This window comes from Pseudomonas sp. TWR3-1-1 (assembly GCF_049896545.1).
Classification (GTDB): domain Bacteria; phylum Pseudomonadota; class Gammaproteobacteria; order Pseudomonadales; family Pseudomonadaceae; genus Aquipseudomonas; species Aquipseudomonas weihenstephanensis.
The window spans coordinates 15,909-40,977 of the sequence record NZ_JAFCUO010000001.1 but is presented as its reverse complement, the minus strand read 5'-3'; the positions used below and the strand labels follow the sequence as shown (position 1 = coordinate 40,977).

The window sequence follows — 25,069 nt, the reverse complement described above, 5'->3', positions numbered from 1 at the left end:
TCTGCGACTAAGCACGTGCCTTATGAGGGTCAGAACGGGATGTCGTCATCAAAGCTGTCGAAATCCGGAGCAGGTTGCGGTGCCTGCTGTTGCGGCGCTGGGCGCGAATCGCGCTGTGGCTGCTGTTGTTGCTGTTGCTGCTGTTGCGGCGCAGGGCGTTGAGCCTGCTGACGCGGGGCAGACTGCTGCTGTTGGTAGTTATTGCCACCACCCTGGTTTTGTTGGTCGCCCTGAGGACGGCCACCCAGCAGCTGCATGGTGCCCTGCATGTCGACCACGATTTCAGTGGTGTAACGCTTGATACCGTCTTTTTCCCACTCACGGGTTTGCAGCTTGCCTTCGATGTAGACTTGCGAACCTTTACGCAGGTATTCGCCGGCGATTTCAGCCACTTTGCCGAACATCGAGACACGGTGCCATTCAGTCTTTTCGACTTTCTGGCCAGTTTGCTTGTCAGTCCACTGTTCGCTGGTTGCCAGACTCAGGTTGGTCACGGCATTACCGTTAGGCAAGTAGCGAACTTCGGGATCCTGGCCGCACGTGCCGACCAATATAACTTTGTTAACCCCACGGGCCATAACGTTCTCCTAGGCTTCGCACGTCGGCGCTGGGTTAACCAACTGCTCGAGTGTCGCGCGATCCAATAGTTCGGTGTCCAATTTGATATAAATGGCAGCCTCTTCGGCTACCACCACTGCATCAGTGACTCCAGCAACAGCCTTCAAACGCTCGCTCAGGCCTGCTTCGCGAAGCGCCTCAGGCGATAACGGCAAGCGCACGCTTGTCACATACGGAGGTTCGCGCATGGTAACAGCAAAGGCGAGCCAGAGGGCAGCCAGACCTGCGCATCCAAGGAACACAACCGACAGACCGCCATGCTGAAATAACCAGCCGCCGAGTATGCCGCCCAGTGCTGAACCAAGGAATTGGCTGGTGGAATAAACGCCCATCGCCGTGCCCTTGCCGCCCGCCGGTGACACTTTGCTGATCAGCGAAGGCAATGACGCCTCTAGCAGATTGAACGCGGTGAAAAACACCACCGTGCCGATCACTAAGGCGCGCAAGCTGTCGCCGAACTGCCAGAAGAATAGCTCAGTGAGCATCAACGTCGCGACGGCGCCGAGTAAAACTCGTTTCATTTTGCGTTTTTTCTCGCCGTAGATAATGAACGGGATCATGGCGAAGAAAGAAATAAGCAAGGCAGTCAGGTAGACCCACCAGTGTTGTTCCTTGGGCAAACCGGCTTTTTCAACCAGCGCCAGCGGCAAGGCGATGAAGCTGGACATCAACATGGCGTGCAACACAAAGATGCCGAGGTCCAGGCGCAGCAAATCGGGATGGCGCAAGGTCGGTATCAAAGCCTGCCTGGCCACGCCGGATTCACGGTGCTGCAACGTACCGGTTGAGCGCGGCACCATGAACATGACGATCACAATCCCCACCAGAGCCATCGCGCCGGTGGCTAAAAACAAACCCGACAAACCGAATGCGCGGGTTAACAACGGGCCTACGACCATTGCCACGGCAAACGACAACCCAATGGTCATGCCGATCATGGCCATGGCTTTGGTGCGGTGTTGTTCGCGAGTCAGATCAGAAAGCAGAGCCATGACGGCAGCAGAAATGGCGCCGGCGCCTTGAAGGACTCGTCCTGCAATCACGCCCCAAATTGAATCCGAGTTCGCAGCCAGTACGCTGCCCAAGGCAAAGACAATTAACCCGAGGTAGATCACCGGGCGCCGACCAATGCGATCAGAAATAACCCCGAACGGAATTTGAAAAAGCGCCTGAGTCAGGCCATAGGCACCAATGGCCAGGCCAATCAAGGCTGGTGTAGCACCTGCGAGGTCCATCCCATAGGTCGCCAATACGGGCAACACCATGAACATACCAAGCATACGGAAGGCAAACACAAGGGCCAGACCGCTTGCTGCGCGGGTCTCGCTACCACTCATGCGTTCGCTATGGGGATCGTGCATGGAAAAACCTCGTGTGAACCGGCGGCGATTCTACCAGTCCCATCGTGTAACAGCACACACACGAGCGATGCGCGACGCTTTGTCACGTAAAAGTTATAAAGGCTGCTTAATGACATCGTGCCATTAAGGGCCTGCACAGCTTTCGCACAGCGCCGTATACTCATTCGTTTACGTAATGCCCGCCAAGCGAGGCCGCAGTGGACAAGATCCTGATACGTGGGGCACGAACCCATAACCTGAAGAACATCGACCTGACCCTGCCACGGGACAAACTGATCGTCATCACCGGACTGTCTGGCTCCGGCAAATCATCCCTGGCGTTTGACACGTTGTATGCCGAAGGCCAGCGACGTTATGTCGAGTCACTGTCAGCCTATGCGCGGCAGTTTCTGTCAATGATGGAAAAGCCTGACGTCGACACCATCGAAGGTCTGTCGCCAGCAATCTCCATCGAGCAGAAATCAACCTCACACAACCCGCGATCAACTGTCGGCACCATCACTGAAATTTACGACTACCTGCGTTTGCTGTATGCCCGGGTCGGTATCCCGCGTTGCCCGGACCACGATATTCCCCTGGAAGCACAGACCGTCAGCCAGATGGTCGACTTGGTGCTGGCACAACCCGAAGGCAGCAAGCTGATGTTGCTGGCGCCGGTGATTCGTGAGCGCAAGGGCGAGCATTTGTCGGTGTTTGAAGAGCTGCGAGCGCAAGGATTTGTGCGTGCGCGGGTTAACGGCAAACTCTGCGAGCTGGATGAACTGCCGAAGCTGGACAAGCAGAAAAAACACACGATCGATGTGGTGGTTGACCGCTTCAAAGTACGTGCGGACCTGCAACAACGTTTGGCTGAATCGTTTGAAACAGCCCTGAAGCTGGCCGATGGCATCGCCTTGGTCGCGCCAATGGACGACGAGCCTGGCGAAGAAATGATTTTCTCGGCGCGCTTTGCCTGCCCTATTTGCGGGCATGCCATCAGCGAACTGGAACCCAAACTGTTTTCCTTCAACAACCCGGCGGGCGCTTGCCCGACGTGCGATGGTTTGGGCGTGAAGCAGTTTTTCGACATCAAGCGCCTGGTCAACGGCGATTTAACATTGGCCGAAGGCGCCATCCGTGGATGGGACAGGCGTAACGTCTATTACTTCCAGATGCTCGGTGCGCTGGCCAAGCATTACGATTTCAGCCTCGAAGTGCCGTTCAGCGAGCTGCCTGCGGACAAACAGAAAGTCATTCTGTATGGCAGCGGTACCCAGAATGTGGACTTCCGCTATTTGAATGATCGCGGCGACATCGTTAAACGCGCGCACCCGTTCGAAGGCATCGTGCCCAATCTTGAGCGTCGCTATCGTGAAACCGAGTCGGCGACCGTGCGCGAAGAGCTGGCCAAGTTCCTCAGCACGCAGGCCTGCCCCGACTGCCGGGGCACGCGTTTGCGCCGTGAAGCGCGCCATGTGTGGGTGGGCGAGAAAACCCTCCCTGCCGTCACCAACATGCCGATTGGCGATGCAACAGAGTATTTCAGCACGCTGAGCCTGACCGGCCGCCGTGGCGAAATTGCGGACAAGATTCTTAAAGAGATTCGCGAGCGCTTACAGTTCCTGGTGAATGTGGGTCTGGATTACTTGTCTCTGGACCGTAGCGCCGACACATTATCCGGCGGCGAAGCGCAGCGCATTCGCTTGGCCAGCCAGATTGGTGCGGGCTTGGTGGGCGTGCTGTATATCCTCGACGAGCCGTCTATCGGTTTGCATCAGCGCGATAACGATCGCTTGCTGGGCACGCTCAAGCACCTGCGCGACATTGGCAATACGGTGATTGTCGTCGAGCACGATGAAGATGCCATCCGGCTGGCGGACTATGTAGTGGACATCGGGCCGGGCGCGGGCGTACATGGTGGCCATATCGTTGCGCAAGGCACGCCTGCCGAAGTCATGGCCCACCCTGACTCGCTGACGGGCAAATACTTGTCGGGCCGGGTGAAGATCGCAGTCCCTGCCAAACGCACACCACGCAACAAGAAGCTGACCTTGTCGCTCAAAGGCGCGCGTGGCAACAATTTGCGCAATGTCGACCTTGAGATCCCGATTGGTTTGCTGACGTGTGTGACCGGTGTTTCAGGGTCAGGCAAGTCGACGCTGATCAACAACACGCTCTACCCGCTCAGCGCAACGGCCTTGAACGGTGCTACCACGCTGGAAGCCGCCGCTCACGACAGCATTAAAGGTCTGGAGCACCTGGATAAAGTCGTAGACATCGACCAAAGCCCGATCGGCCGTACGCCGCGTTCCAACCCGGCGACGTACACCGGGCTGTTTACCCCCATTCGCGAACTGTTTTCTGGCGTGCCTGAATCCCGCTCCCGGGGTTATGGTCCGGGGCGTTTCTCGTTCAACGTGAAAGGGGGTCGCTGCGAGGCGTGCCAAGGTGATGGTTTGATCAAGGTAGAGATGCACTTTCTGCCTGACATCTACGTGCCGTGCGACGTGTGCAAAAGCAAGCGCTATAACCGCGAAACCCTTGAGATCAAATACAAGGGCAAGAGCATCCACGAAGTGCTGGAGATGACCATCGAAGAAGCCCGTGTGTTCTTCGATGCGGTGCCTGCCTTGGCGCGTAAGCTGCAAACGTTGATGGACGTAGGCTTGTCATACATCAAGCTCGGACAATCTGCCACGACACTGTCAGGCGGTGAAGCGCAGCGGGTGAAGCTGTCCCGCGAGCTGTCCAAGCGTGACACTGGTAAAACCCTGTATATCCTCGACGAGCCAACAACGGGCCTGCACTTTGCGGATATTCAACAGTTGCTGGATGTGCTGCATCGTCTGCGCGATCACGGCAACACCGTGGTGGTCATCGAGCACAACCTGGACGTGATTAAAACAGCCGACTGGCTGGTGGACCTCGGTCCTGAAGGCGGCTCCAAAGGTGGGCAGATCATTGCCACCGGCACGCCTGAAGACGTCGCTGAAATGAAGCAGTCACACACAGGCTTCTATCTGAAGCCGTTACTGATCCGCGACAAAGCTTAACCGCAACGCATGAAAAAGCCCCTGTCATCGTGAGATGACAGGGGCTTTTTACTGAGCCATCAGAACTGCGATTGCAGGTAGTTCTGAAGGCCGATTGACTTGATCAGGCCCAGCTGTTTTTCCAGCCAGTAGGTGTGATCTTCTTCGGTATCAGCCAACTGAATACGCAGCATGTCGCGGCTGACGTAATCCTTGTGTAGCTCGCACAACTCAATGCCCTTGCACAGTGCAGCACGTACTTTGTACTCAAGGCGTAAATCTGCGGCGAACATGTCCGGTACAGAAGTACCCACATCCAAGTCATCCGGGCGCATACGCGGCGTTCCTTCAAGCATCAGAATCCGGCGCATCAACGCATCTGCGTGTTGTGCCTCTTCTTCCATCTCGTGGTTGATACGCTCGTACAACTTTGTGAAACCCCAATCCTCATACATACGGGAATGGACGAAATATTGGTCACGTGCAGCCAGCTCGCCGGTCAGCAACGTGTTGAGGTAATCGATTACTTCCGGGTGCCCTAGCATCGGCCCACATCTCCCTGCTTGAAAGGCTGTAGTTTGAACCAAGCCGACCAAGAGGTCACGGCTCAATCGCAATAAATACCCTCTTATGACGAGAAAAACAGGTTAAAAAACGCAAAAACCGCCCAATTGAGGGCGGTTCTGCTTCTCACTTAGAGTTAGTTACGCTGTACACCCAGCGCATTTGCAACACCGTCACCATACGCCTGATCGGCATTGTAGAAATGCTGAAGCTGACGCTCCACCACGTCGTCCGATACCCCGGCCATGGCGCCTGCAATATTGTTGATGAGCAAGGCTTTCTGCTCCTCATTCATCAAGCGAAACAAAGCACCGGCATGGCTGTAGTAGTCGCTGTCTTCACGGTGATCGTAACGGTCCGCTGCGCCGCTCAACGCCAAAGGCGGCTCAGCGTACTGCGGCGCCTGCTTGGGAGCGTCTGCGTAGCTATTAGGCTCGTAGTTCGGCGCTGCCCCCCCATTGTTGCCATATGCCATCGAGCCATCACGCTGGTACGTGTGAACGGGTACACGAGGCGAGTTGATCGGCAGGTGTTGGTGGTTAGTCCCTACACGATAGCGATGCGCATCGGCGTAAGCGAACACACGGCCTTGCAGCATGCGATCAGGAGACAGACCTACGCCCGGAATCATGTTGCTAGGCCCAAAAGCGGCTTGTTCGACTTCTGCGAAATAATTGAGCGGGTTGCGGTTCAACTCCAGCTCGCCAATTTCTATCAACGGGAACTCTTTTTGCGACCAGGTTTTAGTCACATCAAACGGGTTTTCGTAATGTGCAGCGGCCTGCGCTTCGGTCATTACCTGCATGCAAACGCGCCATTTCGGGAAGTCGCCACGCTCAATTGCACCAAACAGATCACGCTGAGCGTAGTCAGGATCAGTGCCTGCCAAACGTGCAGCTTCTGCCGGTGGCAGGTTTTTGATGCCTTGCTTGGTTTTGTAATGCCATTTAACCCAATGACGCTCACCCGCAGCGTTGATCAAGCTGTAAGTGTGGCTGCCGAAGCCGTGCATGTGGCGGTAGCCATCAGGAATGCCTCGGTCAGAAAACAAGATCGTGACCTGGTGCAGAGACTCCGGTGAGTGCGACCAGAAGTCCCACATCATTTGTGCGCTTTTCAGATTGCTCTGCGGCAGACGCTTTTGCGTGTGAATGAAGTCAGGAAACTTCAGTGGATCACGGATGAAAAACACAGGCGTGTTGTTACCCACAATGTCCCAGTTACCTTCTTCGGTGTAGAACTTGATGGCAAAGCCGCGCGGGTCGCGCTCGGTGTCAGCAGAACCGCGTTCACCACCCACAGTAGAGAAGCGCATGAATGTCGGCGTTTGCTTGCCAAGGGTATCGAACAGTTTGGCGCTGCTGAACTGGGTCATCTCACGGGTGAGGGTGAACGTACCGTGCGCACCTGAACCTTTTGCGTGGACACGACGCTCTGGAATATTTTCGCGGTTGAAATGCGCGAGCTTCTCAAGCAAATGGAAGTCATCGAGCAGCAAGGGGCCGCGAGGACCGGCAGAACGAGAGTTCTGGTTATCAGCTACTGGGGCGCCGCTGGCGGTGGTAAGCGTTTTGGTCTGGCTCATGCGTTTACTTCCTCAGTCAGTCTTGGTGCTGCCGGCTAATCGGCTGAGGAGGAGTATTGACCATGTATTTAACATGGGCAAATGCATTAAATGATGCGTAACAATAGAAAAACTTAATTCAACGCGCACAAAAAACCGGGCACTAGGCCCGGTTCTTTGTAGAGACTGACGTCTTACTCAGCGGATACAGCTTCACCGCCAACTGGACGATCAACCAACTCGACGTACGCCATAGGCGCGTTGTCGCCAGCGCGGAAACCGCACTTGAGGATGCGCAGGTAGCCACCCTCACGAGTTGCATAACGCTTGCCCAGATCGTTGAACAGCTTACCAACCATGGCTTTCGAACGAGTACGGTCGAATGCCAGACGGCGGTTAGCAACAGAATCAATCTTGGCCAGAGTAATCAGCGGCTCAGCAACACGACGCAGTTCTTTGGCTTTCGGCAGAGTCGTTTTGATCAGCTCGTGCTCGAACAACGACACTGCCATGTTTTGAAACATAGCCTTGCGGTGCGAGCTAGTGCGGCTCAGGTGACGACCACTTTTACGATGACGCATGGTTCATTCCTTACCAAACACAACGTTCGGTGATTACGACGATCAGGCAGTCGCCTTGTCGTCCTTCTTAAGACTTGCAGGCGGCCAGTTGTCGAGGCGCATGCCGAGGGACAGACCACGGGAGGCCAGAACGTCCTTGATTTCAGTCAAGGATTTCTTGCCCAGGTTCGGAGTCTTCAACAGTTCTACTTCGGTGCGCTGAATCAGGTCACCGATGTAGTAAATGTTCTCCGCCTTAAGGCAGTTGGCCGAACGCACGGTCAGTTCCAGATCGTCAACCGGACGAAGCAGGATCGGATCGATCTCGTCTTCCTGTTCGATAACCACTGGCTCGCTGTCACCTTTGAGGTCGACGAATGCAGCCAACTGCTGTTGCAGGATGGTTGCAGCACGACGAATGGCCTCTTCAGGATCCAGGGTACCGTTGGTCTCCAGATCAATAACCAGTTTGTCCAGGTTGGTGCGCTGCTCGACACGGGCGTTTTCCACCACGTATGCGATACGGCGAACCGGGCTGAACGAAGAATCAAGCTGCAAGCGACCAATGCTGCGGCTTTCGTCTTCATCGCTCTGACGCGAGTCGGCTGGTTCATAACCACGACCACGAGCTACAGTGAGCTTCATGTTCAAGGCGCCGTTAGACGCCAGGTTGGCGATTACGTGATCGGGATTAACGATCTCGACATCATGATCCAGCTGAATATCGGCAGCGGTAACCACCCCCGAACCCTTCTTCGACAAGGTCAGCGTAACTTCGTCACGGCCGTGCAGCTTGATAGCCAGACCTTTAAGGTTCAACAGGATTTCAATTACGTCTTCCTGTACACCTTCGATGGCGCTGTACTCGTGGAGCACACCATCAATCTCGGCCTCGACTACTGCACAGCCTGGCATTGAGGACAACAGGATGCGGCGCAGCGCGTTGCCCAGGGTGTGGCCAAAACCACGCTCGAGAGGCTCGAGAGTGATTTTAGCGCGGGTTGGACTGACAACTTGCACATCAATATGGCGAGGTGTCAGGAACTCATTTACCGAAATCTGCATGGATGCACCTATTTTCTAGCCCTTACTTGGAGTAGAGCTCGACAATCAGGCTTTCGTTGATGTCGGCGGACAGATCACTGCGAGCAGGAACGTTCTTGAAAACGCCCGACTTCTTCTCAGTGTCTACTTCTACCCATTCTACGCGGCCACGTTGGGCACACAGATCGAGAGCTTGGACAATGCGAAGCTGGTTCTTTGCTTTCTCGCGGATAGCGACCACGTCACCAGCACGAACCTGGAACGACGGTACGTTAACGGTCTGACCGTTTACGCTGATCGACTTGTGCGATACCAACTGACGAGATTCGGCACGAGTAGAACCGAAACCCATACGGTATACGACGTTATCCAGACGGCATTCGAGCAGTTGCAGCAGGTTTTCACCGGTTGCACCTTTTTTGCCAGCAGCTTGTTTGTAGTAGCCGCTGAACTGACGCTCGAGAACGCCGTAGATACGACGGACCTTCTGCTTTTCACGCAGTTGGGTGCCGTAGTCGGATTGGCGACCGCGGCGTTGGCCGTGGATGCCTGGAGCAGCTTCAATATTGCACTTCGATTCGATAGCGCGCACACCACTCTTCAGGAAGAGATCGGTGCCTTCACGACGTGCCAGTTTGCATTTTGGACCAATGTAACGAGCCATTCTTTACAGTCTCCTGGATTACACGCGGCGCTTCTTCGGCGGACGGCACCCGTTGTGCGGGATTGGCGTCACGTCGGTGATGCTGGCGATCTTATAGCCACAGCCGTTCAAAGCACGGACAGCGGACTCACGACCTGGACCTGGGCCCTTAACGTTAACGTCAAGGTTTTTCAGGCCATATTCCAGCGCAGCTTGACCAGCACGTTCAGCAGCTACTTGAGCAGCAAACGGCGTGGACTTGCGAGAACCGCGGAAACCCGAACCACCGGAGGTAGCCCAAGAAAGCGCATTACCCTGACGGTCGGTGATGGTCACGATGGTGTTGTTGAAAGACGCGTGGATGTGGGCGATGCCATCAACCACTGTCTTTTTAATCTTTTTACGAGGACGAGCAGCAGGTTTTGCCATGACTAAATTCCTGTCGATTCGCTGGTGCGATTACTTGCGGATCGGCTTACGCGGACCTTTGCGAGTACGCGCGTTGGTCTTGGTACGCTGACCGCGCACTGGAAGACCACGACGATGGCGCAGACCGCGGTAGCAGCCCAAGTCCATCAAGCGTTTGATTTTCATGTTGACTTCACGACGCAGATCACCTTCAGTGGTGAACTTTGCCACTTCGCCACGCAGCAACTCAATCTGCTCGTCGCTCAGATCCTTGATCTTAGCGGCTGGGTTTACACCAGCATCCGCACAGATTTTCTGTGAGGTAGTGCGACCAACACCATAGATGTAGGTCAGCGAGATAACAGTGTGCTTGTTATCTGGAATGTTAACGCCTGCAATACGGGCCATTCAGTGGGACTCCAATTGACAGCTACCTACGCCCCGGAAGCCAAGAAATAGGGCGCGAGATAATATCGCTGTAATAACAAATAATCAACCCAGCAGCGCACTAGCTGCTGGGCTTCAAACAGATCACACTCAGCCTTGGCGCTGTTTGTGACGTGGTTCCGCGCTGCAAATTACCCGAACAACACCTTCGCGGCGAATAATCTTGCAGTTACGGCACAGCTTTTTCACCGATGCACGAACTTTCATCACCAACTCCTCTCACCTTACGGGGTAGTACTTCAGCGGAGCATGCCGCTGCCGTAGCCCTTCAGGTTGGCTTTCTTCATCAGGGATTCGTACTGGTGCGAAACGAGGTGCGATTGTACTTGGGACATGAAGTCCATAACAACCACAACAACGATCAGCAACGAGGTCCCGCCAAGGTAGAACGGAACGTTTGCCGCAACCACCAGGAACTGGGGCAACAGGCACACGGCCGTCATATAAAGAGCACCGAACAGAGTCAAACGAGTCAAAACGCCATCAATATAGCGTGCCGACTGCTCCCCTGGACGGATACCCGGAATAAAGGCACCGGACTTCTTCAGGTTTTCCGCTACGTCTTTCGGATTGAACATCAACGCCGTATAGAAGAAGCAGAAGAAAATAATCCCTGCACTAAACAGCAGAATATTCAACGGCTGACCAGGAGCGATCGACTGCGAGATGTCCTGCAACCAGCCCATACCTTCAGACTGACCAAACCAGGCACCCAGCGAAGCCGGGAACAGCAAAATGCTGCTCGCGAAAATAGCCGGGATAACGCCGGCCATATTCACTTTTAGCGGCAAGTGGCTTGTCTGTGCAGCAAAAACCTTGCGGCCCTGCTGACGCTTGGCGTAGTGAACAGCAATACGACGCTGACCACGCTCAATGAACACCACAAAACCGATAATCGCTACTGCCAGCAAACCGATAGCAACCAAGGCGAAGATATTGATATCGCCCTGACGCGCAGACTCGAAAGACTGCCCAATTGCTCTCGGAAGACCGGCGACGATACCCGAAAAAATCAACATCGAGATACCGTTGCCAACACCACGCTCTGTAATCTGCTCACCCAGCCACATCATGAACATTGCACCCGCCACAAACGTGGTTACTGCAACGAAATGGAAGCCTAGGTCACCAGTGAACGCTACGCCTTGCCCTGCCAGACCTATGGACATGCCAATAGCCTGAACAAGAGCAAGAGCGACAGTGAGGTAGCGGGTGTACTGGCTTATCTTGCGACGACCAGCTTCACCTTCCTTCTTCAACTGCTCCAGCTGTGGGCTGACAGCGGACATAAGCTGCATGATGATCGATGCCGAAATATACGGCATGATCCCCAGCGCAAAAATACTCATCCGCTCCAGCGCACCGCCGGAAAACATGTTGAACAAGCTAAGAATGGTCCCCTCATTCTGTCGAAACAGGTCCGCTAGCCGGTCCGGGTTAATACCTGGAACTGGGATGTGTGCGCCTATTCGGTAGACGATAATCGCCAGGAATAGAAAACGCAGACGAGCCCAGAGCTCGGATAACCCGCCTTTGCTGAGCGCTGAGAGAGCACCTTGCTTAGCCATTTATTCCTCGAACTTGCCGCCAGCTGCTTCGATAGCCGAACGCGCACCTTTGGTGGCGCCGATTCCCTTGCCGATTGTGACAGCGCGAGTCACTTCACCGGACAGCATGATTTTCACACGCAGTACGTTGACGTTGATCACGTTGGCATCTTTCAGGGTCTGCAGAGTAACGATGTCGCCGTCCACTTTAGCCAGCTCGGACAAACGCACTTCTGCGCGATCCATAGCTTTCAGGGAAACGAAACCGAACTTAGGCAGACGGCGATGCAGCGGCTGTTGACCGCCTTCAAAGCCTGGAGCAATTGTGCCACCGGAGCGGGAGGACTGACCTTTGTGACCACGGCCACCAGTCTTACCCAAACCACTACCGATACCACGGCCCGGACGATGCTTTTCGCGACGGGAACCCGGCGCTGGACTCAGATCATTGAGTTTCATCGATTAACCCTCTACACGCAGCATGTAGTAAGCCTTGTTGATCATCCCGCGATTCTCGGGAGTATCAAGTACTTCTACAGTGTGACCGATGCGACGCAGACCCAGACCCTTAATGCACAGTTTGTGATTAGGGATGCGGCCGGTCATGCTTTTGATCAGCGTTACTTTTACGGTAGCCATGATCAGAAGATCTCCTTGACACTTTTGCCGCGCTTGGCAGCAATGGATTCAGGAGATTGCATAGCTTTCAAACCTTTAAAAGTGGCGTGAACCACGTTTACCGGGTTAGTCGAGCCGTAGCACTTGGCCAGTACGTTCTGAACGCCAGCAACTTCGAGGACAGCACGCATAGCGCCGCCAGCGATGATACCGGTACCTTCAGAAGCAGGCTGCATGTACACCTTCGAAGCGCCATGAGCAGACTTCATTGCGTACTGCAGAGTTGTACCGTTCAGGTCAACTTGGATCATGTTGCGGCGAGCAGCTTCCATTGCCTTCTGGATCGCAGCAGGCACTTCACGTGACTTGCCACGGCCGAAGCCAACACGCCCTTTACCATCACCTACCACGGTCAACGCGGTGAAGGTGAAGATACGGCCGCCTTTAACGGTTTTGGCTACGCGGTTAACTTGAACCAGCTTCTCAATGTAGCCTTCGTCGCGCTTTTGGTCGTTATTTGACATAACTTAGAACTCCAGCCCAGCTTCACGAGCAGCCTCAGCCAGCGCTTTCACGCGGCCGTGGTACTTGAAGCCAGAGCGGTCGAAAGCCACCTGCGAGACGCCAGCGGCTTTTGCACGCGTAGCGACCAGCTGGCCAACCTTTGTGGCCGCGTCGATGTTGCCAGTAGCAGCATCACGCAGTTCTTTGTCCAAAGTCGAGGCGCTTGCCAGGACTTTGCTGCCGTCGGCCGAGATGACCTGGGCGTATATATGCTGAGACGAGCGGAACACGCAGAGACGCACGACTTCGAGTTCGTGCATTTTCAGACGTGCTTTGCGAGCGCGACGCAGTCGAGTAACTTTTTTGTCGGTCATTTGCTATGCCCTACTTCTTCTTGGCTTCTTTACGACGGACGACTTCGTCCGCGTAACGTACACCCTTACCTTTATAAGGTTCTGGTGGACGGAAACCGCGGATCTCAGCGGCGACCTGACCTACCAGTTGCTTATCGATACCCTTGATCAGGATGTCGGTTTGGCTTGGTGTCTCAGCGGTGATGCCTTCCGGCAATTCGTAATCCACTGGGTGCGAGAAGCCAAGAGCCAGGTTCAGCACTGTGCCTTTTGCTTGCGCTTTGTAACCAACACCGACCAGCTGGAGCTTACGCTCGAAGCCTTGGCTTACGCCTTGGACCATGTTGTTTACCAGCGCACGAGTGGTACCAGCCATTGCGCGAGTTTGTTGATCGCCATTGCGAGCAGCGAAACGCAACTCACCGGCTTCTTCAACGATCTCAACGGACGAATGGATGTTCAGTTCTAGAGTGCCCTTGGCACCCTTCACCGAAAGCTGTTGGCCGGCGAATTTTACTTCGACACCAGCTGGCAGCTTAACGGGGTTCTTAGCGACGCGTGACATGCTTATCCCCCCTTAGAACACAGTGCAAAGAACTTCGCCGCCGACACCGGCAGCGCGCGCAGCACGATCCGTCATCACACCTTTGTTGGTGGAGACGATAGACACACCGAGACCGCCACGAACTTTTGGCAGATCATCGGAGGACTTGTACTGACGCAGGCCTGGACGGCTAACGCGCTTAACTTCTTCGATGACTGGACGGCCTTCGAAGTACTTCAGCTCGATAGACAGCAGTGGTTTGATTTCGCTGCTGATCTGATAATCCGCGATGTAACCTTCGTCCTTCAGGACTTTAGCTACAGCTACCTTCAACGTGGAAGATGGCATGCTTACGACGGACTTTTCAGCCATCTGGGCATTACGGATTCGAGTTAGCATGTCCGCTAACGGGTCCTGCATACTCATGGGCTAGACGCTCCTGTTACAAAAATAATTAGCCTTGCGGCTACAACTATCGCCGAGTGACACGCAGCTAAAAAGCACGGGCTCAGGCGAGCCGGTCATTCTAGACACACACCAGAAATGAATCAAGCCCCAATAGGGGCTTGATTCATGTTCAAGGTCACCGACTGTCAGGATCTTGCGACCCTGACAATGACGACTCTGCCGTTTCGCCTTACCAGCTGGCTTTAACCAGACCTGGTACGTCGCCACGCATTGCTGCTTCACGCAATTTGTTACGGCCCAGGCCGAACTTGCGGTAAACACCATGCGGACGACCAGTCAAGCGGCAGCGGTTACGCATGCGCGCAGCGCTTGCGTCACGTGGCTGCTTCTGCAGAGCAACTTGAGCTTCCCAACGTGCTTCTGGACTTGCGTTCAGATCCACGATGATAGCTTTCAGCTCAGCACGCTTCTTGGCGAACTTAGCAACCGTGAGCTGACGCTTCAGCTCGCGGTTTTTCATGCTCATCTTAGCCATGGTCTACTCCAATCAGTTGCGGAACGGGAATTTGAAAGCACGCAACAGGGCGCGACCTTCATCATCCGTTCGAGCAGTGGTGGTCAGGGTAATGTCCAGACCGCGGAGAGCATCGATTTTGTCGTAGTCAATTTCCGGGAAAATGATCTGCTCTTTTACGCCCATGCTGTAGTTACCACGACCATCGAAGGACTTGGCATTCAGGCCGCGGAAGTCGCGTACCCGAGGCAGGGAGATCGACAGCAGACGATCCAGGAATTCGTACATACGCTCACGGCGCAGAGTTACTTTGACGCCGATCGGCCAGCCTTCGCGAACTTTAAAGCCTGCGATGGACTTGCGAGCGTAAGTCACAACAACTTTTTGACCCGTGATCTTTTCCAAATCAGCTACAGCGTGCTCGATGATTTTTTTATCACCGATCGCTTCGCCCAAACCCATGTTCAGGGTGATTTTGGTAACGCGCGGAACTTCCATCACGTTCGAAAGCTTAAGTTCTTCCTTAAGTTTCGGAGCGATTTCCTTCCGGTAAATCTCTTTTAGTCGTGCCATGGTCTTATCTACCTAGCAGTGTTCAAGCATCAACCGCTTTTTGGGTCGACTTGAAGACACGAATTTTTTTGCCTTCTTCTACTTTGAAACCAACGCGGTCAGCCTTGTTGGTTTCGCCGTTGAAGATGGCGACGTTAGAAGCGTCCAGTGGAGCTTCTTTCTCGACGATACCGCCCTGCACGCCCGACATCGGGTTAGGCTTGGTATGACGCTTAACCAGGTTCAGACCACCAATAACCAGACGGTTATTAGCGAGAACCTTAAGCACCTTACCGCGCTTACCTTTGTCTTTGCCGGCGATCACGATGATCTCGTCGTCACGACGAATCTTTTGCATGTCGGATCTCCTTACAGCACTTCTGGGGCGAGCGAGACGATCTTCATGAACTTCTCAGTACGAAGTTCACGGGTCACTGGCCCAAAGATACGGGTGCCGATCGGCTCTTGCTTGTTGTTCAGAAGAACAGCAGCGTTGCCATCAAAACGGATAATGGAGCCATCAGCACGACGTACGCCGTGACGAGTGCGGACTACAACAGCAGTCATCACTTGGCCTTTTTTCACTTTACCGCGAGGAATTGCTTCCTTCACGGTAACTTTGATGATGTCACCGATACCAGCGTAACGACGATGGGAGCCACCCAGCACCTTGATGCACATAACACGGCGTGCGCCGCTGTTATCGGCCACATCGAGCATGGATTGAGTCTGAATCATATAATTTCTCCGACCCCTAGTCCTTAGACTTCCACAGCGCGTTCGAGAACATCAACCAATGCCCAAGACTTAGTCTTGGCCAGCGGACGAGTTTCACGAATAGTGACTTTGTCGCCGATGTGGCACTGATTGGTTTCGTCGTGCGCGTGCAGCTTAGTCGAACGCTTAACGTATTTACCGTAGATCGGGTGCTTAACGCGACGCTCGATCAGAACGGTGATGGTCTTGTCCATCTTGTCGCTGACAACACGGCCAGTCAGCGTACGGACAGTTTTTTCGGCTTCAGCCATGATTACTTACCTGCCTGCTGGTTGAGCACAGTCTTCACGCGAGCGATGTCACGCTTAACTTGCGAGAGCAGATGCGACTGCCCCAACTGGCCAGTTGCTTTCTGCATGCGCAGATTGAACTGGTCGCGCAGCAAGCCGAGCAATTGCTCGTTCAGCTGCTGTGCGGATTTTTCACGAAGTTCATTCGCTTTCATCACATCACCGTCCGTTTAACAAAGGAGGTGGCGAGCGGCAGCTTTGCAGCAGCCAGGGCGAAAGCCTCACGCGCCAGCTCTTCAGTAACACCCTCGATTTCATACAGGACTTTGCCTGGCTGAATCTGGGCAACCCAATATTCCACGTTACCCTTACCTTTACCCATTCGAACTTCGAGGGGCTTTTTGGTAACTGGCTTGTCCGGGAATACACGGATCCAGATCTTACCGCCACGCTTAACGTGACGGGTCAGTGCACGACGCGCTGATTCGATCTGACGAGCGGTGAGACGACCACGAGCAACAGACTTCAGCGCGAACTCGCCGAAGCTGACTTTGCTACCGCGCAATGCCAAGCCACGGTTGTGGCCTGTCATCTGCTTGCGGAACTTCGTACGCTTAGGTTGTAACATTTGGCGTACCCCTTACTTAGCAGCTTTTTTACGAGGCGCTGGTGCTTGTGGCTTCAGCTCTTCTTGGCGACCACCAATTACTTCGCCTTTGAAGATCCAAACCTTTACACCGATCACACCATAAGTGGTGTGAGCTTCGTAGTTGGCATAGTCGATGTCGGCACGCAGGGTGTGCAATGGCACACGACCTTCGCGATACCATTCAGTACGTGCAATTTCAGCACCGCCGAGACGACCGCTCACTTGGATTTTGATGCCTTTGGCACCAATGCGCATAGCGTTCTGTACAGCGCGTTTCATCGCGCGACGGAACATTACACGACGCTCCAGCTGCTGAGCTACGCTCTGCGCAACCAGCATACCGTCAAGTTCCGGCTTGCGGATCTCTTCGATATTGATGTGCACAGGCACACCCATTTGCTTGGTCAGGTCCTGACGCAGTTTCTCAACATCTTCACCTTTCTTCCCGATAACGATACCTGGACGAGCAGTGTGGATGGTGATACGTGCAGTTTGGGCCGGACGATGGATATCGATACGGCTTACGGACGCGCTTTTTAGTTTGTCTTGGAGGTATTCACGCACCTTCAGATCAGCGAACAAATAGTCCGCATAAGTCCGGCCGTCTGCGTACCAGACGGAGGTGTGCTCCTTGACGATTCCCAGGCGAATGCCAATGGGATGTACTTTCTGACCCATCTCTTCGACTCCGTTACTTGTCAGCAACCTTGACAGTGATATGGCAAGACCGCTTGACGATGCGATCAGCGCGGCCTTTGGCACGCGGCATGATGCGCTTCAGCGAACGCCCTTCGTTGACGAAAACGGTGGCGACTTTCAAGTCGTCAACGTCTGCGCCTTCGTTATGCTCGGCGTTGGCTACGGCCGACTCCAGCACTTTCTTGATGATCTCGGCGGCTTTCTTGTTGCTGAAAGCCAACAGGTTGAGCGCTTCGCCCACCTTCTTCCCGCGGATCTGGTCGGCGACCAAGCGGGCTTTCTGGGCGGAGATTCGAGCGCCCGACAACTTAGCGGCTACTTCCATCGTTCCTTACCCCTTAACGCTTGGCTTTCTTGTCTGCCACGTGCCCACGATAAGTGCGGGTACCGGCAAACTCGCCTAGTTTATGGCCAACCATGTCTTCGTTCACAAGAACTGGGACATGAAGACGACCGTTATGCACAGCGATGGTCAGACCGACCATTTGCGGCAGGATCATCGAACGACGCGACCAGGTTTTCACCGGTTTGCGATCATTCTTTTCCGCCGCCACTTCGATCTTCTTCAGTAGGTGAAGATCAATAAAAGGACCTTTTTTCAGAGAACGTGGCACTGTCGTATCCCTCTATTTACTTGCGACGACGGACGATCATTTTGTCGGTACGCTTATTACCACGAGTCTTCGCGCCCTTAGTCGGGAAGCCCCATGGCGATACCGGATGACGACCACCAGAGGTACGACCTTCACCACCACCATGTGGGTGGTCAACCGGGTTCATGGCAACACCACGAACGGTTGGGCGAACGCCACGCCAGCGTTTGGCACCAGCTTTACCCAGCGAACGCAGGCTGTGCTCGGAGTTCGAGACTTCGCCCAACGTCGCACGGCATTCAGCCAATACTTTACGCATTTCACCGGAACGCAGACGCAGGGTCACGTAGACACCATCACGAGCGACCAGCTGAGCCGAAGCACCAGCGGAACGAGCGATCTGTGCGCCTTTGCCCGGCTTCAATTCGATGCCGTGTACGGTGCTACCAACTGGAATGCTGCGCAGTTGCAGCTGGTTACCTGGCTTGATCGGAGCCAAAGCACCCGAAATCAGCTGGTCGCCAGCGCTCACGCCTTTAGGGGCGATGATGTAACGGCGTTCGCCGTCTGCGTACAACATAAGAGCAATGTGAGCAGTACGGTTTGGATCGTATTCGATACGCTCAACAGTGGCTGGAATGCCATCTTTGTCGTTGCGACGGAAGTCGACCATACGGTAATGCTGCTTATGACCACCACCAATGTGACGCGTGGTAATACGGCCATTATTGTTACGACCACCAGACTTCGATTTTTTCTCGAGCAGCGGTGCGTGAGGAGCGCCTTTATGCAGCTCCTGGTTGACCACCTTGACCACATGACGGCGGCCAGGGGAAGTCGGTTTGCATTTAACGATTGCCATGATGCACCCCTTCCTTACTCAGCACTGCTGCTGAAATCGAGATCTTGGCCTGGCTGAAGGGAGATTACTGCCTTCTTCCAGTCATTACGCTTGCCCACGCCGCGAGCGGTGCGCTTGCTCTTACCCAGAACATTCAGGGTAGTAACACGCTCAACTTTCACGCTGAACAGGCTTTCGACGGCCTTCTTGATTTCCAGCTTGGTTGCATCAGTAGCAACCTTGAAAACGAACTGGCCTTTCTTGTCTGCCAGAACCGTAGCCTTCTCGGAAACGTGCGGGCCAAGCAGAACTTTAAATACGCGTTCCTGGTTCATCCCAGCAGCTCCTCGAATTTCTTCACGGCCGACACGGTAATCAACACCTTGTCGTATGCGATCAGACTAACTGGATCGGAACCTTGCACGTCACGAACATCAACGTGTGGCAGGTTACGAGCAGCCAGGTACAGGTTCTGATCAACAACTTCAGACACGATCAGGACATCAGTCAGACCCATGCCATTCAGTTTGTTCAGCAGATCTTTGGTTTTCGGCGCTTCAACAGCGAAGTCCTGAACCACGACCAGACGATCAGTACGCACCAGCTCAGCAAGGATGGAGCGCATTGCTGCGCGGTACATCTTCTTGTTCAGCTTCTGAGAGTGATCCTGTGGGCGAGCTGCGAAAGTGGTACCACCGCCACGCCAGATAGGGCTACGGATAGTACCGGCACGAGCACGGCCAGTACCTTTCTGACGCCAAGGGCGCTTACCGCCACCACGAACGTCGGAACGGGTCTTTTGCTGCTTGCTACCTTGACGGCCGCCGGCCATGTAGGCCACGACTGCTTGGTGAACCAGCGTCTCATTGAACTCGCCGCCGAACGTCAGTTCGGAAACTTCGATCGCCTGAGCGTCATTTACATTTAATTGCATGTCAGCTTCCCCTTAACCGCGAGCCTTGGCCGCTGGACGTACAACCAGGTTGCCGCCAGTAGCGCCAGGAACAGCACCCTTGACCAACAACAGATTGCGTTCAGCGTCGACGCGCACTACTTCGAGGGACTGCACGGTCACGCGCTCAGCGCCCATATGACCGGACATTTTTTTGCCCTTGAATACACGACCAGGAGTCTGGCACTGGCCAATAGAGCCCGGGACGCGGTGGGAAACGGAGTTACCGTGAGTGTTATCTTGGCCACGGAAATTCCAACGCTTGATCGTACCCTGGAAGCCTTTACCTTTGGACTGACCGGTCACATCGACCATCTGACCTGCGGTGAAGATTTCAGCGTTGATCAGATCGCCTGCCTGGTACTCGCCTTCTTCAAGACGGAATTCCATTACGGTACGACCGGCTGCAACGTTTGCTTTAGCGAAGTGACCCGCCTGAGCAGCAGTTACACGCGAAGCGCGACGCTCGCCGACAGTGACTTGCACTGCACGATAGCCATCGGTTTCTTCAGTTTTGAACTGGGTGACGCGATTCGGCTCGATCTCAATGACCGTGACCGGAATGGAGACACCTTCTTCGGTGAAAATACGGGTCATACCGCATTTACGACCGACTACACCAATAGTCATGTTGTAAACCTCATGAGTGTACGGGGCTTTCACCCGCTATGGCCGCCCATTTCAGAGCGTTACACGACTAAGACCCAAGTCTTAGCCGAGGCTGATCTGTACTTCCACACCGGCCGCCAGATCTAGCTTCATAAGAGCGTCAACGGTTTTATCCGTTGGCTGGACGATGTCCAGTACGCGCTTATGAGTACGGATCTCGTACTGGTCACGCGCGTCTTTGTTAACGTGCGGAGAGACCAGAACGGTGAACCGCTCTTTACGAGTAGGCAGTGGAATTGGACCACGAACCTGAGCACCAGTACGTTTCGCGGTTTCCACGATTTCCTGGGTTGATTGGTCGATCAGGCGATGGTCAAAAGCCTTCAACCTGATACGGATTTGCTGATTTTGCATTGGATTTCAGACTCCGATTGCTATTCCCACCGAGCGCAATACGCCCGTTAAAAGGAGGCGCAATTCTATAGACGGCCCAACAGGGTGTCAACTCAATAAAAAAAGCCCCCGCTGAGCGGGGGCCTTTTTAAGCGATCATCGATTACTCGATGATTTTGGCTACAACGCCAGCGCCTACAGTACGACCGCCTTCACGGATTGCGAAACGCAGACCGTCTTCCATTGCGATAGTTTTGATCAGGGTGACAACCATTTTGATGTTGTCGCCTGGCATTACCATCTCAACGCCTTCCGGCAGTTCGCAGTTACCAGTTACGTCAGTTGTACGGAAGTAGAACTGAGGACGGTAGCCTTTGAAGAACGGAGTGTGACGACCGCCTTCTTCCTTGCTCAAAACATAAACTTCTGCTTCGAACTTGGTGTGCGGCTTAACCGAACCTGGCTTAACCAGAACCTGGCCACGCTCAACGTCGTCACGCTTGGTGCCACGCAACAGAACGCCGCAGTTCTCGCCTGCACGACCTTCGTCAAGCAGCTTGCGGAACATTTCAACGCCGGTGCAAGTGGTAACAGTCGTGTCACGCAGACCAACGATTTCCAGCGGATCTTGAACGCGAACGATACCGCGCTCGATACGACCAGTCACAACAGTACCGCGACCAGAGATCGAGAATACGTCTTCGATTGGCATCAGGAACGGCTTGTCGATTACGCGAACCGGATCTGGAATGTAGGTATCCAGAGTTTCAACCAGCTTACGAACGGCAGTGGTGCCCATTTCGTTGTCGTCTTTGCCTTCCAGCGCCATACGAGCCGAACCGATGATGATCGGAGTGTCGTCGCCCGGGAAGTCGTAAGTCGACAGCAGGTCACGAACTTCCATCTCAACCAGTTCCAGCAGCTCAGCGTCGTCTACCAGGTCAGCCTTGTTCAGGAAGACCACGATGTACGGAACGCCAACCTGACGGGACAGCAGGATGTGCTCACGGGTTTGTGGCATCGGACCATCAGCGGCCGAACAAACCAGGATAGCGCCGTCCATCTGGGCAGCACCGGTGATCATGTTCTTCACATAGTCAGCGTGACCTGGGCAGTCAACGTGAGCGTAGTGACGAATGTGCGAGTTGTATTCAACGTGCGCAGTGTTGATGGTGATACCACGAGCTTTTTCTTCTGGCGCGCTGTCGATTTTATCGAAGTCAACGATTGCAGAACCGAAAACTTCGGAGCAAACACGAGTCAGAGCTGCAGTCAGCGTGGTTTTACCATGGTCAACGTGACCGATAGTGCCAACGTTGACGTGCGGTAGGGAACGATCAAATTTTTCTTTAGCCACGACAATTAACTCCTTGCCTAAAGGACTGAACTAAATCAGCCTTGTTTTTTAGTAACAGCTTCGACGATGTGCGACGGCGCTGTATCGTATTTTTTGAATTCCATAGAGTAGCTTGCGCGACCCTGAGACATGGAACGAACGTCGGTCGCATAACCGAACATTTCACCCAACGGCACTTCAGCACGAATTACTTTGCCGGAGACCGTATCTTCCATACCCTGGATCATGCCGCGACGACGATTCAAGTCGCCCATCACGTCACCCATATAGTCTTCAGGTGTAACAACCTCTACCGCCATGATCGGCTCAAGCAACTCACCGCCACCTTTGGAGGCCAATTGCTTGGTAGCCATGGAAGCAGCCACCTTAAACGCCATCTCGTTGGAGTCGACGTCGTGGTAAGAACCATCAAACACGGTAGCCTTCAGGCCGATCAGCGGATAACCGGCAACAACACCGTTCTTCATCTGCTCTTCGATACCCTTCTGGATAGCCGGGATGTATTCCTTAGGAACCACACCACCTACCACTTCGTTCACGAATTGCAGACCTTCCTGACCTTCGTCAGCAGGAGCAAAACGGATCCAGCAGTGACCAAACTGGCCACGACCGCCGGACTGGCGAACGAACTTGCCTTCGATCTCACAGCTCTTCGTGATGCGCTCACGATACGAAACCTGAGGCTTACCGATGTTAGCTTCGACGTTGAACTCACGGCGCATCCGGTCAACCAGGATGTCCAAGTGCAGCTCGCCCATGCCAGAAATGATCGTTTGACCAGTTTCTTCATCAGTTTTTACGCGGAAAGATGGATCTTCCTGAGCAAGTTTGCCCAGAGCGACACCCATTTTTTCCTGGTCATCCTTGGTCTTCGGCTCAACGGCAACCGAAATAACCGGCTCCGGGAAGTCCATACGAACCAGAATGATTGGCTTGTCAGCGTTGCACAAAGTCTCACCCGTGGTGACGTCCTTCATGCCGATCAAGGCCGCGATGTCACCAGCGCGTACTTCCTTGATTTCTTCACGGGCGTTTGCGTGCATTTGCACCATACGACCCACACGCTCTTTCTTGCCTTTAACCGAGTTGATTACGCCGTCACCGGAGTTCAACACGCCCGAGTAAACTCGAACAAAAGTCAAAGTACCCACGAATGGGTCAGTCGCGATCTTGAACGCCAATGCCGAGAACGGCTCGTTGTCGTCTGCATGACGCTCCAGCTCGATAGTCTCGTCATCCGGGTCAGTACCCTTGATGGCAGGAATATCGGTTGGCGCAGGCAAGAAGTCGATAACGGCGTCGAGAACCAGGGGAACACCCTTGTTCTTGAAGGAAGAACCGCAAACAGCCAAGACGATCTCACCAGCGATAGTACGCTGGCGCAGAGCCGACTTGATTTCTTCGATGGTGAATTCTTCACCTTCGAGGTACTTGTTCATCAGCTCTTCATTGGCTTCGGCAGCAGCCTGGACCATGTTGTCGCGCCATTCGTCAGCCAGTTCCTGCAGTTCAGCAGGGATAGGCTTACGAACAGGAACCATACCTTTGTCAGCATCGTTCCAGTACACAGCTTCCATGTTGATCAGATCAATCTGACCCTGGAAGTTGTCTTCAGAACCGATAGCGAGCTGGATAGGCACCGGAGTGTGACCCAGACGCTTTTTGATCTGCTCGATCACACGCAGGAAGTTTGCACCTGCACGGTCCATCTTGTTTACGTAAACAAGACGTGGAACACCGTATTTGTTGGCTTGACGCCATACGGTTTCCGACTGAGGCTCAACACCCGACGTGCCGCAGAAAACAACAACTGCACCATCGAGTACACGCAGGGAACGCTCAACTTCAATAGTGAAGTCTACGTGACCCGGAGTATCGATTACGTTGAAGCGGTGCTCGTCCTTGTACTGCTTGGCAGAACCTTTCCAGAAGGCGGTAATAGCAGCAGAAGTAATGGTAATACCACGCTCCTGCTCCTGAACCATCCAGTCTGTGGTCGCGGCGCCATCATGCACCTCGCCCATTTTGTGACTTTTGCCAGTGTAAAAAAGGACGCGCTCGGTGGTGGTGGTTTTACCAGCATCCACGTGAGCAACGATACCGATGTTACGGTAGCGATTAATCGGAGTAGTACGAGCCATAAAGCCCTCGCAAAATGAGTAGCGCTGAAATTAGAAGCGGTAGTGCGAGAAAGCCTTGTTAGCTTCAGCCATACGGTGCACGTCTTCACGCTTCTTAACTGCTGCGCCCTTGCCTTCGGCAGCATCCAACAGTTCGCCAGCCAAGCGCAGAGCCATAGACTTCTCGCCGCGCTTGCGGGCGAAGTCTACCAACCAGCGCATTGCCAGGGCGTTACGACGGGACGGGCGAACTTCGACCGGAACCTGGTAAGTAGCACCGCCTACACGGCGCGACTTCACTTCGACCAGCGGAGCGATGGCGTCGAGAGCTTTCTCGAAGATTTCCAGGGGATCGCTGTTCTTGCGTTCTTTAACCTTTTCCAGCGCGCCATAAACGATACGCTCGGCAACGGCTTTTTTGCCGCTTTCCATCACGTGGTTCATGAACTTCGCCAGGATTTGGCTTCCGTATTTTGGATCGTCAAGCACATCGCGCTTGGCTGCTACGCGTCTTCTTGGCATGGATAAGCCCTCAAACGGTCTTCAGGTTAGCTCGGAACCATTACACCCAGTGGATGCACGCCCGACC

Annotated in this window: 36 protein-coding genes; 1 reads left to right on the top strand and 35 read right to left on the bottom strand. The window is 54.2% G+C overall.

The window, feature by feature from the left end; all coding sequences use genetic code 11:
• Positions 1 to 29: 29 nt before the first annotated feature.
• On the bottom strand, positions 30 to 578 hold the full coding sequence (locus ACP7A4_RS00265; protein ID WP_203302158.1) for a single-stranded DNA-binding protein: 549 nt from the start codon (positions 576 to 578) through the stop codon (positions 30 to 32).
• Positions 579 to 587: 9 nt separating this feature from the next.
• Positions 588 to 1,979 carry an MFS transporter gene (locus ACP7A4_RS00260; protein WP_048401537.1) on the bottom strand — a complete coding sequence of 464 codons (1,392 nt, stop codon included), beginning with the start codon at positions 1,977 to 1,979 and terminating at the stop codon, positions 588 to 590.
• A gap of 197 nt (positions 1,980 to 2,176) precedes the next feature.
• Between ACP7A4_RS00260 and uvrA the strand changes: the two genes are divergently transcribed.
• On the top strand, positions 2,177 to 5,011 hold the full coding sequence (gene uvrA, locus ACP7A4_RS00255; protein ID WP_059763673.1) for an excinuclease ABC subunit UvrA: 2,835 nt from the start codon (positions 2,177 to 2,179) through the stop codon (positions 5,009 to 5,011).
• 59 nt (positions 5,012 to 5,070) lie between these two features.
• Here the strand turns inward: uvrA and bfr are convergent, their stop codons facing one another.
• The 33 genes from bfr to rpsG form a co-directional block, all read right to left on the bottom strand.
• Positions 5,071 to 5,535: a bacterioferritin gene (gene bfr / locus ACP7A4_RS00250; RefSeq protein ID WP_048362317.1), complete on the bottom strand. Its 465-nt coding sequence runs from the start codon at positions 5,533 to 5,535 to the stop codon at positions 5,071 to 5,073.
• Between the two features lie 155 nt (positions 5,536 to 5,690).
• Entirely contained in the window at positions 5,691 to 7,139 is a 1,449-nt protein-coding gene (locus tag ACP7A4_RS00245) for a catalase (RefSeq protein WP_059763672.1), read from the bottom strand.
• A gap of 173 nt (positions 7,140 to 7,312) precedes the next feature.
• Entirely contained in the window at positions 7,313 to 7,699 is a 387-nt protein-coding gene (gene rplQ / locus ACP7A4_RS00240) for a 50S ribosomal protein L17 (RefSeq protein ID WP_016779185.1), read from the bottom strand.
• 42 nt (positions 7,700 to 7,741) lie between these two features.
• Positions 7,742 to 8,743 (bottom strand): DNA-directed RNA polymerase subunit alpha, encoded by a 1,002-nt coding sequence (locus tag ACP7A4_RS00235; protein ID WP_003176403.1) that lies wholly within the window; start codon positions 8,741 to 8,743, stop codon positions 7,742 to 7,744.
• 22 nt (positions 8,744 to 8,765) lie between these two features.
• A complete protein-coding gene (gene rpsD / locus ACP7A4_RS00230; protein WP_048362315.1) occupies positions 8,766 to 9,386 on the bottom strand; it encodes a 30S ribosomal protein S4 in 621 nt (206 codons plus the stop codon).
• Between the two features lie 18 nt (positions 9,387 to 9,404).
• Complete coding sequence (gene rpsK / locus ACP7A4_RS00225) at positions 9,405 to 9,794, bottom strand: 30S ribosomal protein S11 (RefSeq protein ID WP_007924177.1); 390 nt, start codon at positions 9,792 to 9,794, stop codon at positions 9,405 to 9,407.
• Between the two features lie 30 nt (positions 9,795 to 9,824).
• Entirely contained in the window at positions 9,825 to 10,181 is a 357-nt protein-coding gene (gene rpsM / locus ACP7A4_RS00220) for a 30S ribosomal protein S13 (RefSeq protein WP_016779184.1), read from the bottom strand.
• Between the two features lie 129 nt (positions 10,182 to 10,310).
• The gene (gene rpmJ, locus ACP7A4_RS00215; protein WP_002555468.1) at positions 10,311 to 10,427 is read right to left on the bottom strand and encodes a 50S ribosomal protein L36; all 117 of its coding nucleotides are present in this window, start codon (positions 10,425 to 10,427) and stop codon (positions 10,311 to 10,313) included.
• 32 nt (positions 10,428 to 10,459) lie between these two features.
• The gene (secY, locus tag ACP7A4_RS00210) at positions 10,460 to 11,788 is read right to left on the bottom strand and encodes a preprotein translocase subunit SecY (RefSeq protein WP_003444361.1); all 1,329 of its coding nucleotides are present in this window, start codon (positions 11,786 to 11,788) and stop codon (positions 10,460 to 10,462) included.
• The gene (gene rplO / locus ACP7A4_RS00205) at positions 11,789 to 12,226 is read right to left on the bottom strand and encodes a 50S ribosomal protein L15 (protein ID WP_048362314.1); all 438 of its coding nucleotides are present in this window, start codon (positions 12,224 to 12,226) and stop codon (positions 11,789 to 11,791) included.
• A gap of 3 nt (positions 12,227 to 12,229) precedes the next feature.
• Positions 12,230 to 12,406, bottom strand: a complete 177-nt coding sequence (gene rpmD / locus ACP7A4_RS00200) for a 50S ribosomal protein L30 (protein ID WP_003444363.1) — start codon at positions 12,404 to 12,406, stop codon at positions 12,230 to 12,232.
• A 2-nt stretch (positions 12,407 to 12,408) separates the two neighbouring features.
• Positions 12,409 to 12,909: a 30S ribosomal protein S5 gene (rpsE, locus tag ACP7A4_RS00195; RefSeq protein WP_003186035.1), complete on the bottom strand. Its 501-nt coding sequence runs from the start codon at positions 12,907 to 12,909 to the stop codon at positions 12,409 to 12,411.
• A 3-nt stretch (positions 12,910 to 12,912) separates the two neighbouring features.
• Positions 12,913 to 13,263 (bottom strand): 50S ribosomal protein L18, encoded by a 351-nt coding sequence (rplR, locus tag ACP7A4_RS00190; protein WP_003444364.1) that lies wholly within the window; start codon positions 13,261 to 13,263, stop codon positions 12,913 to 12,915.
• A gap of 10 nt (positions 13,264 to 13,273) precedes the next feature.
• Positions 13,274 to 13,807, bottom strand: a complete 534-nt coding sequence (gene rplF / locus ACP7A4_RS00185; protein WP_016779180.1) for a 50S ribosomal protein L6 — start codon at positions 13,805 to 13,807, stop codon at positions 13,274 to 13,276.
• A gap of 12 nt (positions 13,808 to 13,819) precedes the next feature.
• Positions 13,820 to 14,212, bottom strand: a complete 393-nt coding sequence (rpsH, locus tag ACP7A4_RS00180; protein WP_019409907.1) for a 30S ribosomal protein S8 — start codon at positions 14,210 to 14,212, stop codon at positions 13,820 to 13,822.
• Between the two features lie 211 nt (positions 14,213 to 14,423).
• Positions 14,424 to 14,729, bottom strand: coding sequence for a 30S ribosomal protein S14 (rpsN, locus tag ACP7A4_RS00175; RefSeq protein ID WP_019409906.1), 306 nt, complete (start codon positions 14,727 to 14,729; stop codon positions 14,424 to 14,426).
• 12 nt (positions 14,730 to 14,741) lie between these two features.
• Positions 14,742 to 15,281 (bottom strand): 50S ribosomal protein L5, encoded by a 540-nt coding sequence (gene rplE / locus ACP7A4_RS00170; protein ID WP_048362313.1) that lies wholly within the window; start codon positions 15,279 to 15,281, stop codon positions 14,742 to 14,744.
• Positions 15,282 to 15,303: 22 nt separating this feature from the next.
• On the bottom strand, positions 15,304 to 15,618 hold the full coding sequence (gene rplX, locus ACP7A4_RS00165; protein WP_003444369.1) for a 50S ribosomal protein L24: 315 nt from the start codon (positions 15,616 to 15,618) through the stop codon (positions 15,304 to 15,306).
• 11 nt (positions 15,619 to 15,629) lie between these two features.
• Positions 15,630 to 15,998: a 50S ribosomal protein L14 gene (gene rplN / locus ACP7A4_RS00160; protein WP_002555479.1), complete on the bottom strand. Its 369-nt coding sequence runs from the start codon at positions 15,996 to 15,998 to the stop codon at positions 15,630 to 15,632.
• A gap of 23 nt (positions 15,999 to 16,021) precedes the next feature.
• Positions 16,022 to 16,288: a 30S ribosomal protein S17 gene (gene rpsQ, locus ACP7A4_RS00155; RefSeq protein ID WP_003176419.1), complete on the bottom strand. Its 267-nt coding sequence runs from the start codon at positions 16,286 to 16,288 to the stop codon at positions 16,022 to 16,024.
• Between the two features lie 2 nt (positions 16,289 to 16,290).
• On the bottom strand, positions 16,291 to 16,482 hold the full coding sequence (rpmC, locus tag ACP7A4_RS00150; RefSeq protein WP_002555481.1) for a 50S ribosomal protein L29: 192 nt from the start codon (positions 16,480 to 16,482) through the stop codon (positions 16,291 to 16,293).
• Positions 16,482 to 16,895: a 50S ribosomal protein L16 gene (gene rplP / locus ACP7A4_RS00145; protein ID WP_002555482.1), complete on the bottom strand. Its 414-nt coding sequence runs from the start codon at positions 16,893 to 16,895 to the stop codon at positions 16,482 to 16,484. The genes rpmC and rplP overlap by 1 nt, the downstream gene beginning before the upstream one ends.
• A gap of 12 nt (positions 16,896 to 16,907) precedes the next feature.
• Entirely contained in the window at positions 16,908 to 17,594 is a 687-nt protein-coding gene (rpsC, locus tag ACP7A4_RS00140; protein ID WP_003176422.1) for a 30S ribosomal protein S3, read from the bottom strand.
• Between the two features lie 13 nt (positions 17,595 to 17,607).
• The gene (gene rplV, locus ACP7A4_RS00135) at positions 17,608 to 17,940 is read right to left on the bottom strand and encodes a 50S ribosomal protein L22 (RefSeq protein WP_003444373.1); all 333 of its coding nucleotides are present in this window, start codon (positions 17,938 to 17,940) and stop codon (positions 17,608 to 17,610) included.
• A 13-nt stretch (positions 17,941 to 17,953) separates the two neighbouring features.
• Positions 17,954 to 18,229 carry a 30S ribosomal protein S19 gene (gene rpsS / locus ACP7A4_RS00130; RefSeq protein ID WP_003232420.1) on the bottom strand — a complete coding sequence of 92 codons (276 nt, stop codon included), beginning with the start codon at positions 18,227 to 18,229 and terminating at the stop codon, positions 17,954 to 17,956.
• Positions 18,230 to 18,245: 16 nt separating this feature from the next.
• A complete protein-coding gene (rplB, locus tag ACP7A4_RS00125) occupies positions 18,246 to 19,070 on the bottom strand; it encodes a 50S ribosomal protein L2 (RefSeq protein WP_048401541.1) in 825 nt (274 codons plus the stop codon).
• Between the two features lie 14 nt (positions 19,071 to 19,084).
• Positions 19,085 to 19,384: a 50S ribosomal protein L23 gene (rplW, locus tag ACP7A4_RS00120; protein ID WP_003444375.1), complete on the bottom strand. Its 300-nt coding sequence runs from the start codon at positions 19,382 to 19,384 to the stop codon at positions 19,085 to 19,087.
• Positions 19,381 to 19,983: a 50S ribosomal protein L4 gene (rplD, locus tag ACP7A4_RS00115; protein ID WP_047277894.1), complete on the bottom strand. Its 603-nt coding sequence runs from the start codon at positions 19,981 to 19,983 to the stop codon at positions 19,381 to 19,383. The genes rplW and rplD overlap by 4 nt, the downstream gene beginning before the upstream one ends.
• A 12-nt stretch (positions 19,984 to 19,995) precedes the next feature.
• The gene (gene rplC, locus ACP7A4_RS00110) at positions 19,996 to 20,631 is read right to left on the bottom strand and encodes a 50S ribosomal protein L3 (RefSeq protein WP_003444377.1); all 636 of its coding nucleotides are present in this window, start codon (positions 20,629 to 20,631) and stop codon (positions 19,996 to 19,998) included.
• An 81-nt stretch (positions 20,632 to 20,712) separates the two neighbouring features.
• Positions 20,713 to 21,024, bottom strand: a complete 312-nt coding sequence (rpsJ, locus tag ACP7A4_RS00105; protein WP_003186070.1) for a 30S ribosomal protein S10 — start codon at positions 21,022 to 21,024, stop codon at positions 20,713 to 20,715.
• Between the two features lie 142 nt (positions 21,025 to 21,166).
• Entirely contained in the window at positions 21,167 to 22,360 is a 1,194-nt protein-coding gene (gene tuf, locus ACP7A4_RS00100; protein WP_059763670.1) for an elongation factor Tu, read from the bottom strand.
• Between the two features lie 35 nt (positions 22,361 to 22,395).
• Entirely contained in the window at positions 22,396 to 24,501 is a 2,106-nt protein-coding gene (gene fusA, locus ACP7A4_RS00095; RefSeq protein ID WP_203302156.1) for an elongation factor G, read from the bottom strand.
• A 30-nt stretch (positions 24,502 to 24,531) separates the two neighbouring features.
• Positions 24,532 to 25,002 carry a 30S ribosomal protein S7 gene (gene rpsG, locus ACP7A4_RS00090; protein WP_019824369.1) on the bottom strand — a complete coding sequence of 157 codons (471 nt, stop codon included), beginning with the start codon at positions 25,000 to 25,002 and terminating at the stop codon, positions 24,532 to 24,534.
• Between the last annotated feature and the right edge of the window lie 67 nt (positions 25,003 to 25,069).

What these genes read in the sequence shown, in the direction of transcription:
- ACP7A4_RS00265 (WP_203302158.1), bottom strand. Translation starts at nt 578, where the DNA reads ATGGCCCGTGGGGTTAACAAAGTTATATTGGTCGGCACGTGCGGCCAG.
- ACP7A4_RS00260 (WP_048401537.1), bottom strand. Translation starts at nt 1,979, where the DNA reads ATGCACGATCCCCATAGCGAACGCATGAGTGGTAGCGAGACCCGCGCA.
- bfr (WP_048362317.1), bottom strand. Translation starts at nt 5,535, where the DNA reads ATGCTAGGGCACCCGGAAGTAATCGATTACCTCAACACGTTGCTGACC.
- ACP7A4_RS00245 (WP_059763672.1), bottom strand. Translation starts at nt 7,139, where the DNA reads ATGAGCCAGACCAAAACGCTTACCACCGCCAGCGGCGCCCCAGTAGCT.
- rplQ (WP_016779185.1), bottom strand. Translation starts at nt 7,699, where the DNA reads ATGCGTCATCGTAAAAGTGGTCGTCACCTGAGCCGCACTAGCTCGCAC.
- ACP7A4_RS00235 (WP_003176403.1), bottom strand. Translation starts at nt 8,743, where the DNA reads ATGCAGATTTCGGTAAATGAGTTCCTGACACCTCGCCATATTGATGTG.
- rpsD (WP_048362315.1), bottom strand. Translation starts at nt 9,386, where the DNA reads ATGGCTCGTTACATTGGTCCAAAATGCAAACTGGCACGTCGTGAAGGC.
- rpsK (WP_007924177.1), bottom strand. Translation starts at nt 9,794, where the DNA reads ATGGCAAAACCTGCTGCTCGTCCTCGTAAAAAGATTAAAAAGACAGTG.
- rpsM (WP_016779184.1), bottom strand. Translation starts at nt 10,181, where the DNA reads ATGGCCCGTATTGCAGGCGTTAACATTCCAGATAACAAGCACACTGTT.
- rpmJ (WP_002555468.1), bottom strand. Translation starts at nt 10,427, where the DNA reads ATGAAAGTTCGTGCATCGGTGAAAAAGCTGTGCCGTAACTGCAAGATT.
- secY (WP_003444361.1), bottom strand. Translation starts at nt 11,788, where the DNA reads ATGGCTAAGCAAGGTGCTCTCTCAGCGCTCAGCAAAGGCGGGTTATCC.
- rplO (WP_048362314.1), bottom strand. Translation starts at nt 12,226, where the DNA reads ATGAAACTCAATGATCTGAGTCCAGCGCCGGGTTCCCGTCGCGAAAAG.
- rpmD (WP_003444363.1), bottom strand. Translation starts at nt 12,406, where the DNA reads ATGGCTACCGTAAAAGTAACGCTGATCAAAAGCATGACCGGCCGCATC.
- rpsE (WP_003186035.1), bottom strand. Translation starts at nt 12,909, where the DNA reads ATGTCAAATAACGACCAAAAGCGCGACGAAGGCTACATTGAGAAGCTG.
- rplR (WP_003444364.1), bottom strand. Translation starts at nt 13,263, where the DNA reads ATGACCGACAAAAAAGTTACTCGACTGCGTCGCGCTCGCAAAGCACGT.
- rplF (WP_016779180.1), bottom strand. Translation starts at nt 13,807, where the DNA reads ATGTCACGCGTCGCTAAGAACCCCGTTAAGCTGCCAGCTGGTGTCGAA.
- rpsH (WP_019409907.1), bottom strand. Translation starts at nt 14,212, where the DNA reads ATGAGTATGCAGGACCCGTTAGCGGACATGCTAACTCGAATCCGTAAT.
- rpsN (WP_019409906.1), bottom strand. Translation starts at nt 14,729, where the DNA reads ATGGCTAAGATGAGCATGAAAAACCGCGAGCTGAAGCGTCAGCTCACG.
- rplE (WP_048362313.1), bottom strand. Translation starts at nt 15,281, where the DNA reads ATGGCACGACTAAAAGAGATTTACCGGAAGGAAATCGCTCCGAAACTT.
- rplX (WP_003444369.1), bottom strand. Translation starts at nt 15,618, where the DNA reads ATGCAAAAGATTCGTCGTGACGACGAGATCATCGTGATCGCCGGCAAA.
- rplN (WP_002555479.1), bottom strand. Translation starts at nt 15,998, where the DNA reads ATGATTCAGACTCAATCCATGCTCGATGTGGCCGATAACAGCGGCGCA.
- rpsQ (WP_003176419.1), bottom strand. Translation starts at nt 16,288, where the DNA reads ATGGCTGAAGCCGAAAAAACTGTCCGTACGCTGACTGGCCGTGTTGTC.
- rpmC (WP_002555481.1), bottom strand. Translation starts at nt 16,482, where the DNA reads ATGAAAGCGAATGAACTTCGTGAAAAATCCGCACAGCAGCTGAACGAG.
- rplP (WP_002555482.1), bottom strand. Translation starts at nt 16,895, where the DNA reads ATGTTACAACCTAAGCGTACGAAGTTCCGCAAGCAGATGACAGGCCAC.
- rpsC (WP_003176422.1), bottom strand. Translation starts at nt 17,594, where the DNA reads ATGGGTCAGAAAGTACATCCCATTGGCATTCGCCTGGGAATCGTCAAG.
- rplV (WP_003444373.1), bottom strand. Translation starts at nt 17,940, where the DNA reads ATGGAAGTAGCCGCTAAGTTGTCGGGCGCTCGAATCTCCGCCCAGAAA.
- rplB (WP_048401541.1), bottom strand. Translation starts at nt 19,070, where the DNA reads ATGGCAATCGTTAAATGCAAACCGACTTCCCCTGGCCGCCGTCATGTG.
- rplW (WP_003444375.1), bottom strand. Translation starts at nt 19,384, where the DNA reads ATGAACCAGGAACGCGTATTTAAAGTTCTGCTTGGCCCGCACGTTTCC.
- rplD (WP_047277894.1), bottom strand. Translation starts at nt 19,983, where the DNA reads ATGCAATTAAATGTAAATGACGCTCAGGCGATCGAAGTTTCCGAACTG.
- rplC (WP_003444377.1), bottom strand. Translation starts at nt 20,631, where the DNA reads ATGACTATTGGTGTAGTCGGTCGTAAATGCGGTATGACCCGTATTTTC.
- rpsJ (WP_003186070.1), bottom strand. Translation starts at nt 21,024, where the DNA reads ATGCAAAATCAGCAAATCCGTATCAGGTTGAAGGCTTTTGACCATCGC.
- fusA (WP_203302156.1), bottom strand. Translation starts at nt 24,501, where the DNA reads ATGGCTCGTACTACTCCGATTAATCGCTACCGTAACATCGGTATCGTT.
- rpsG (WP_019824369.1), bottom strand. Translation starts at nt 25,002, where the DNA reads ATGCCAAGAAGACGCGTAGCAGCCAAGCGCGATGTGCTTGACGATCCA.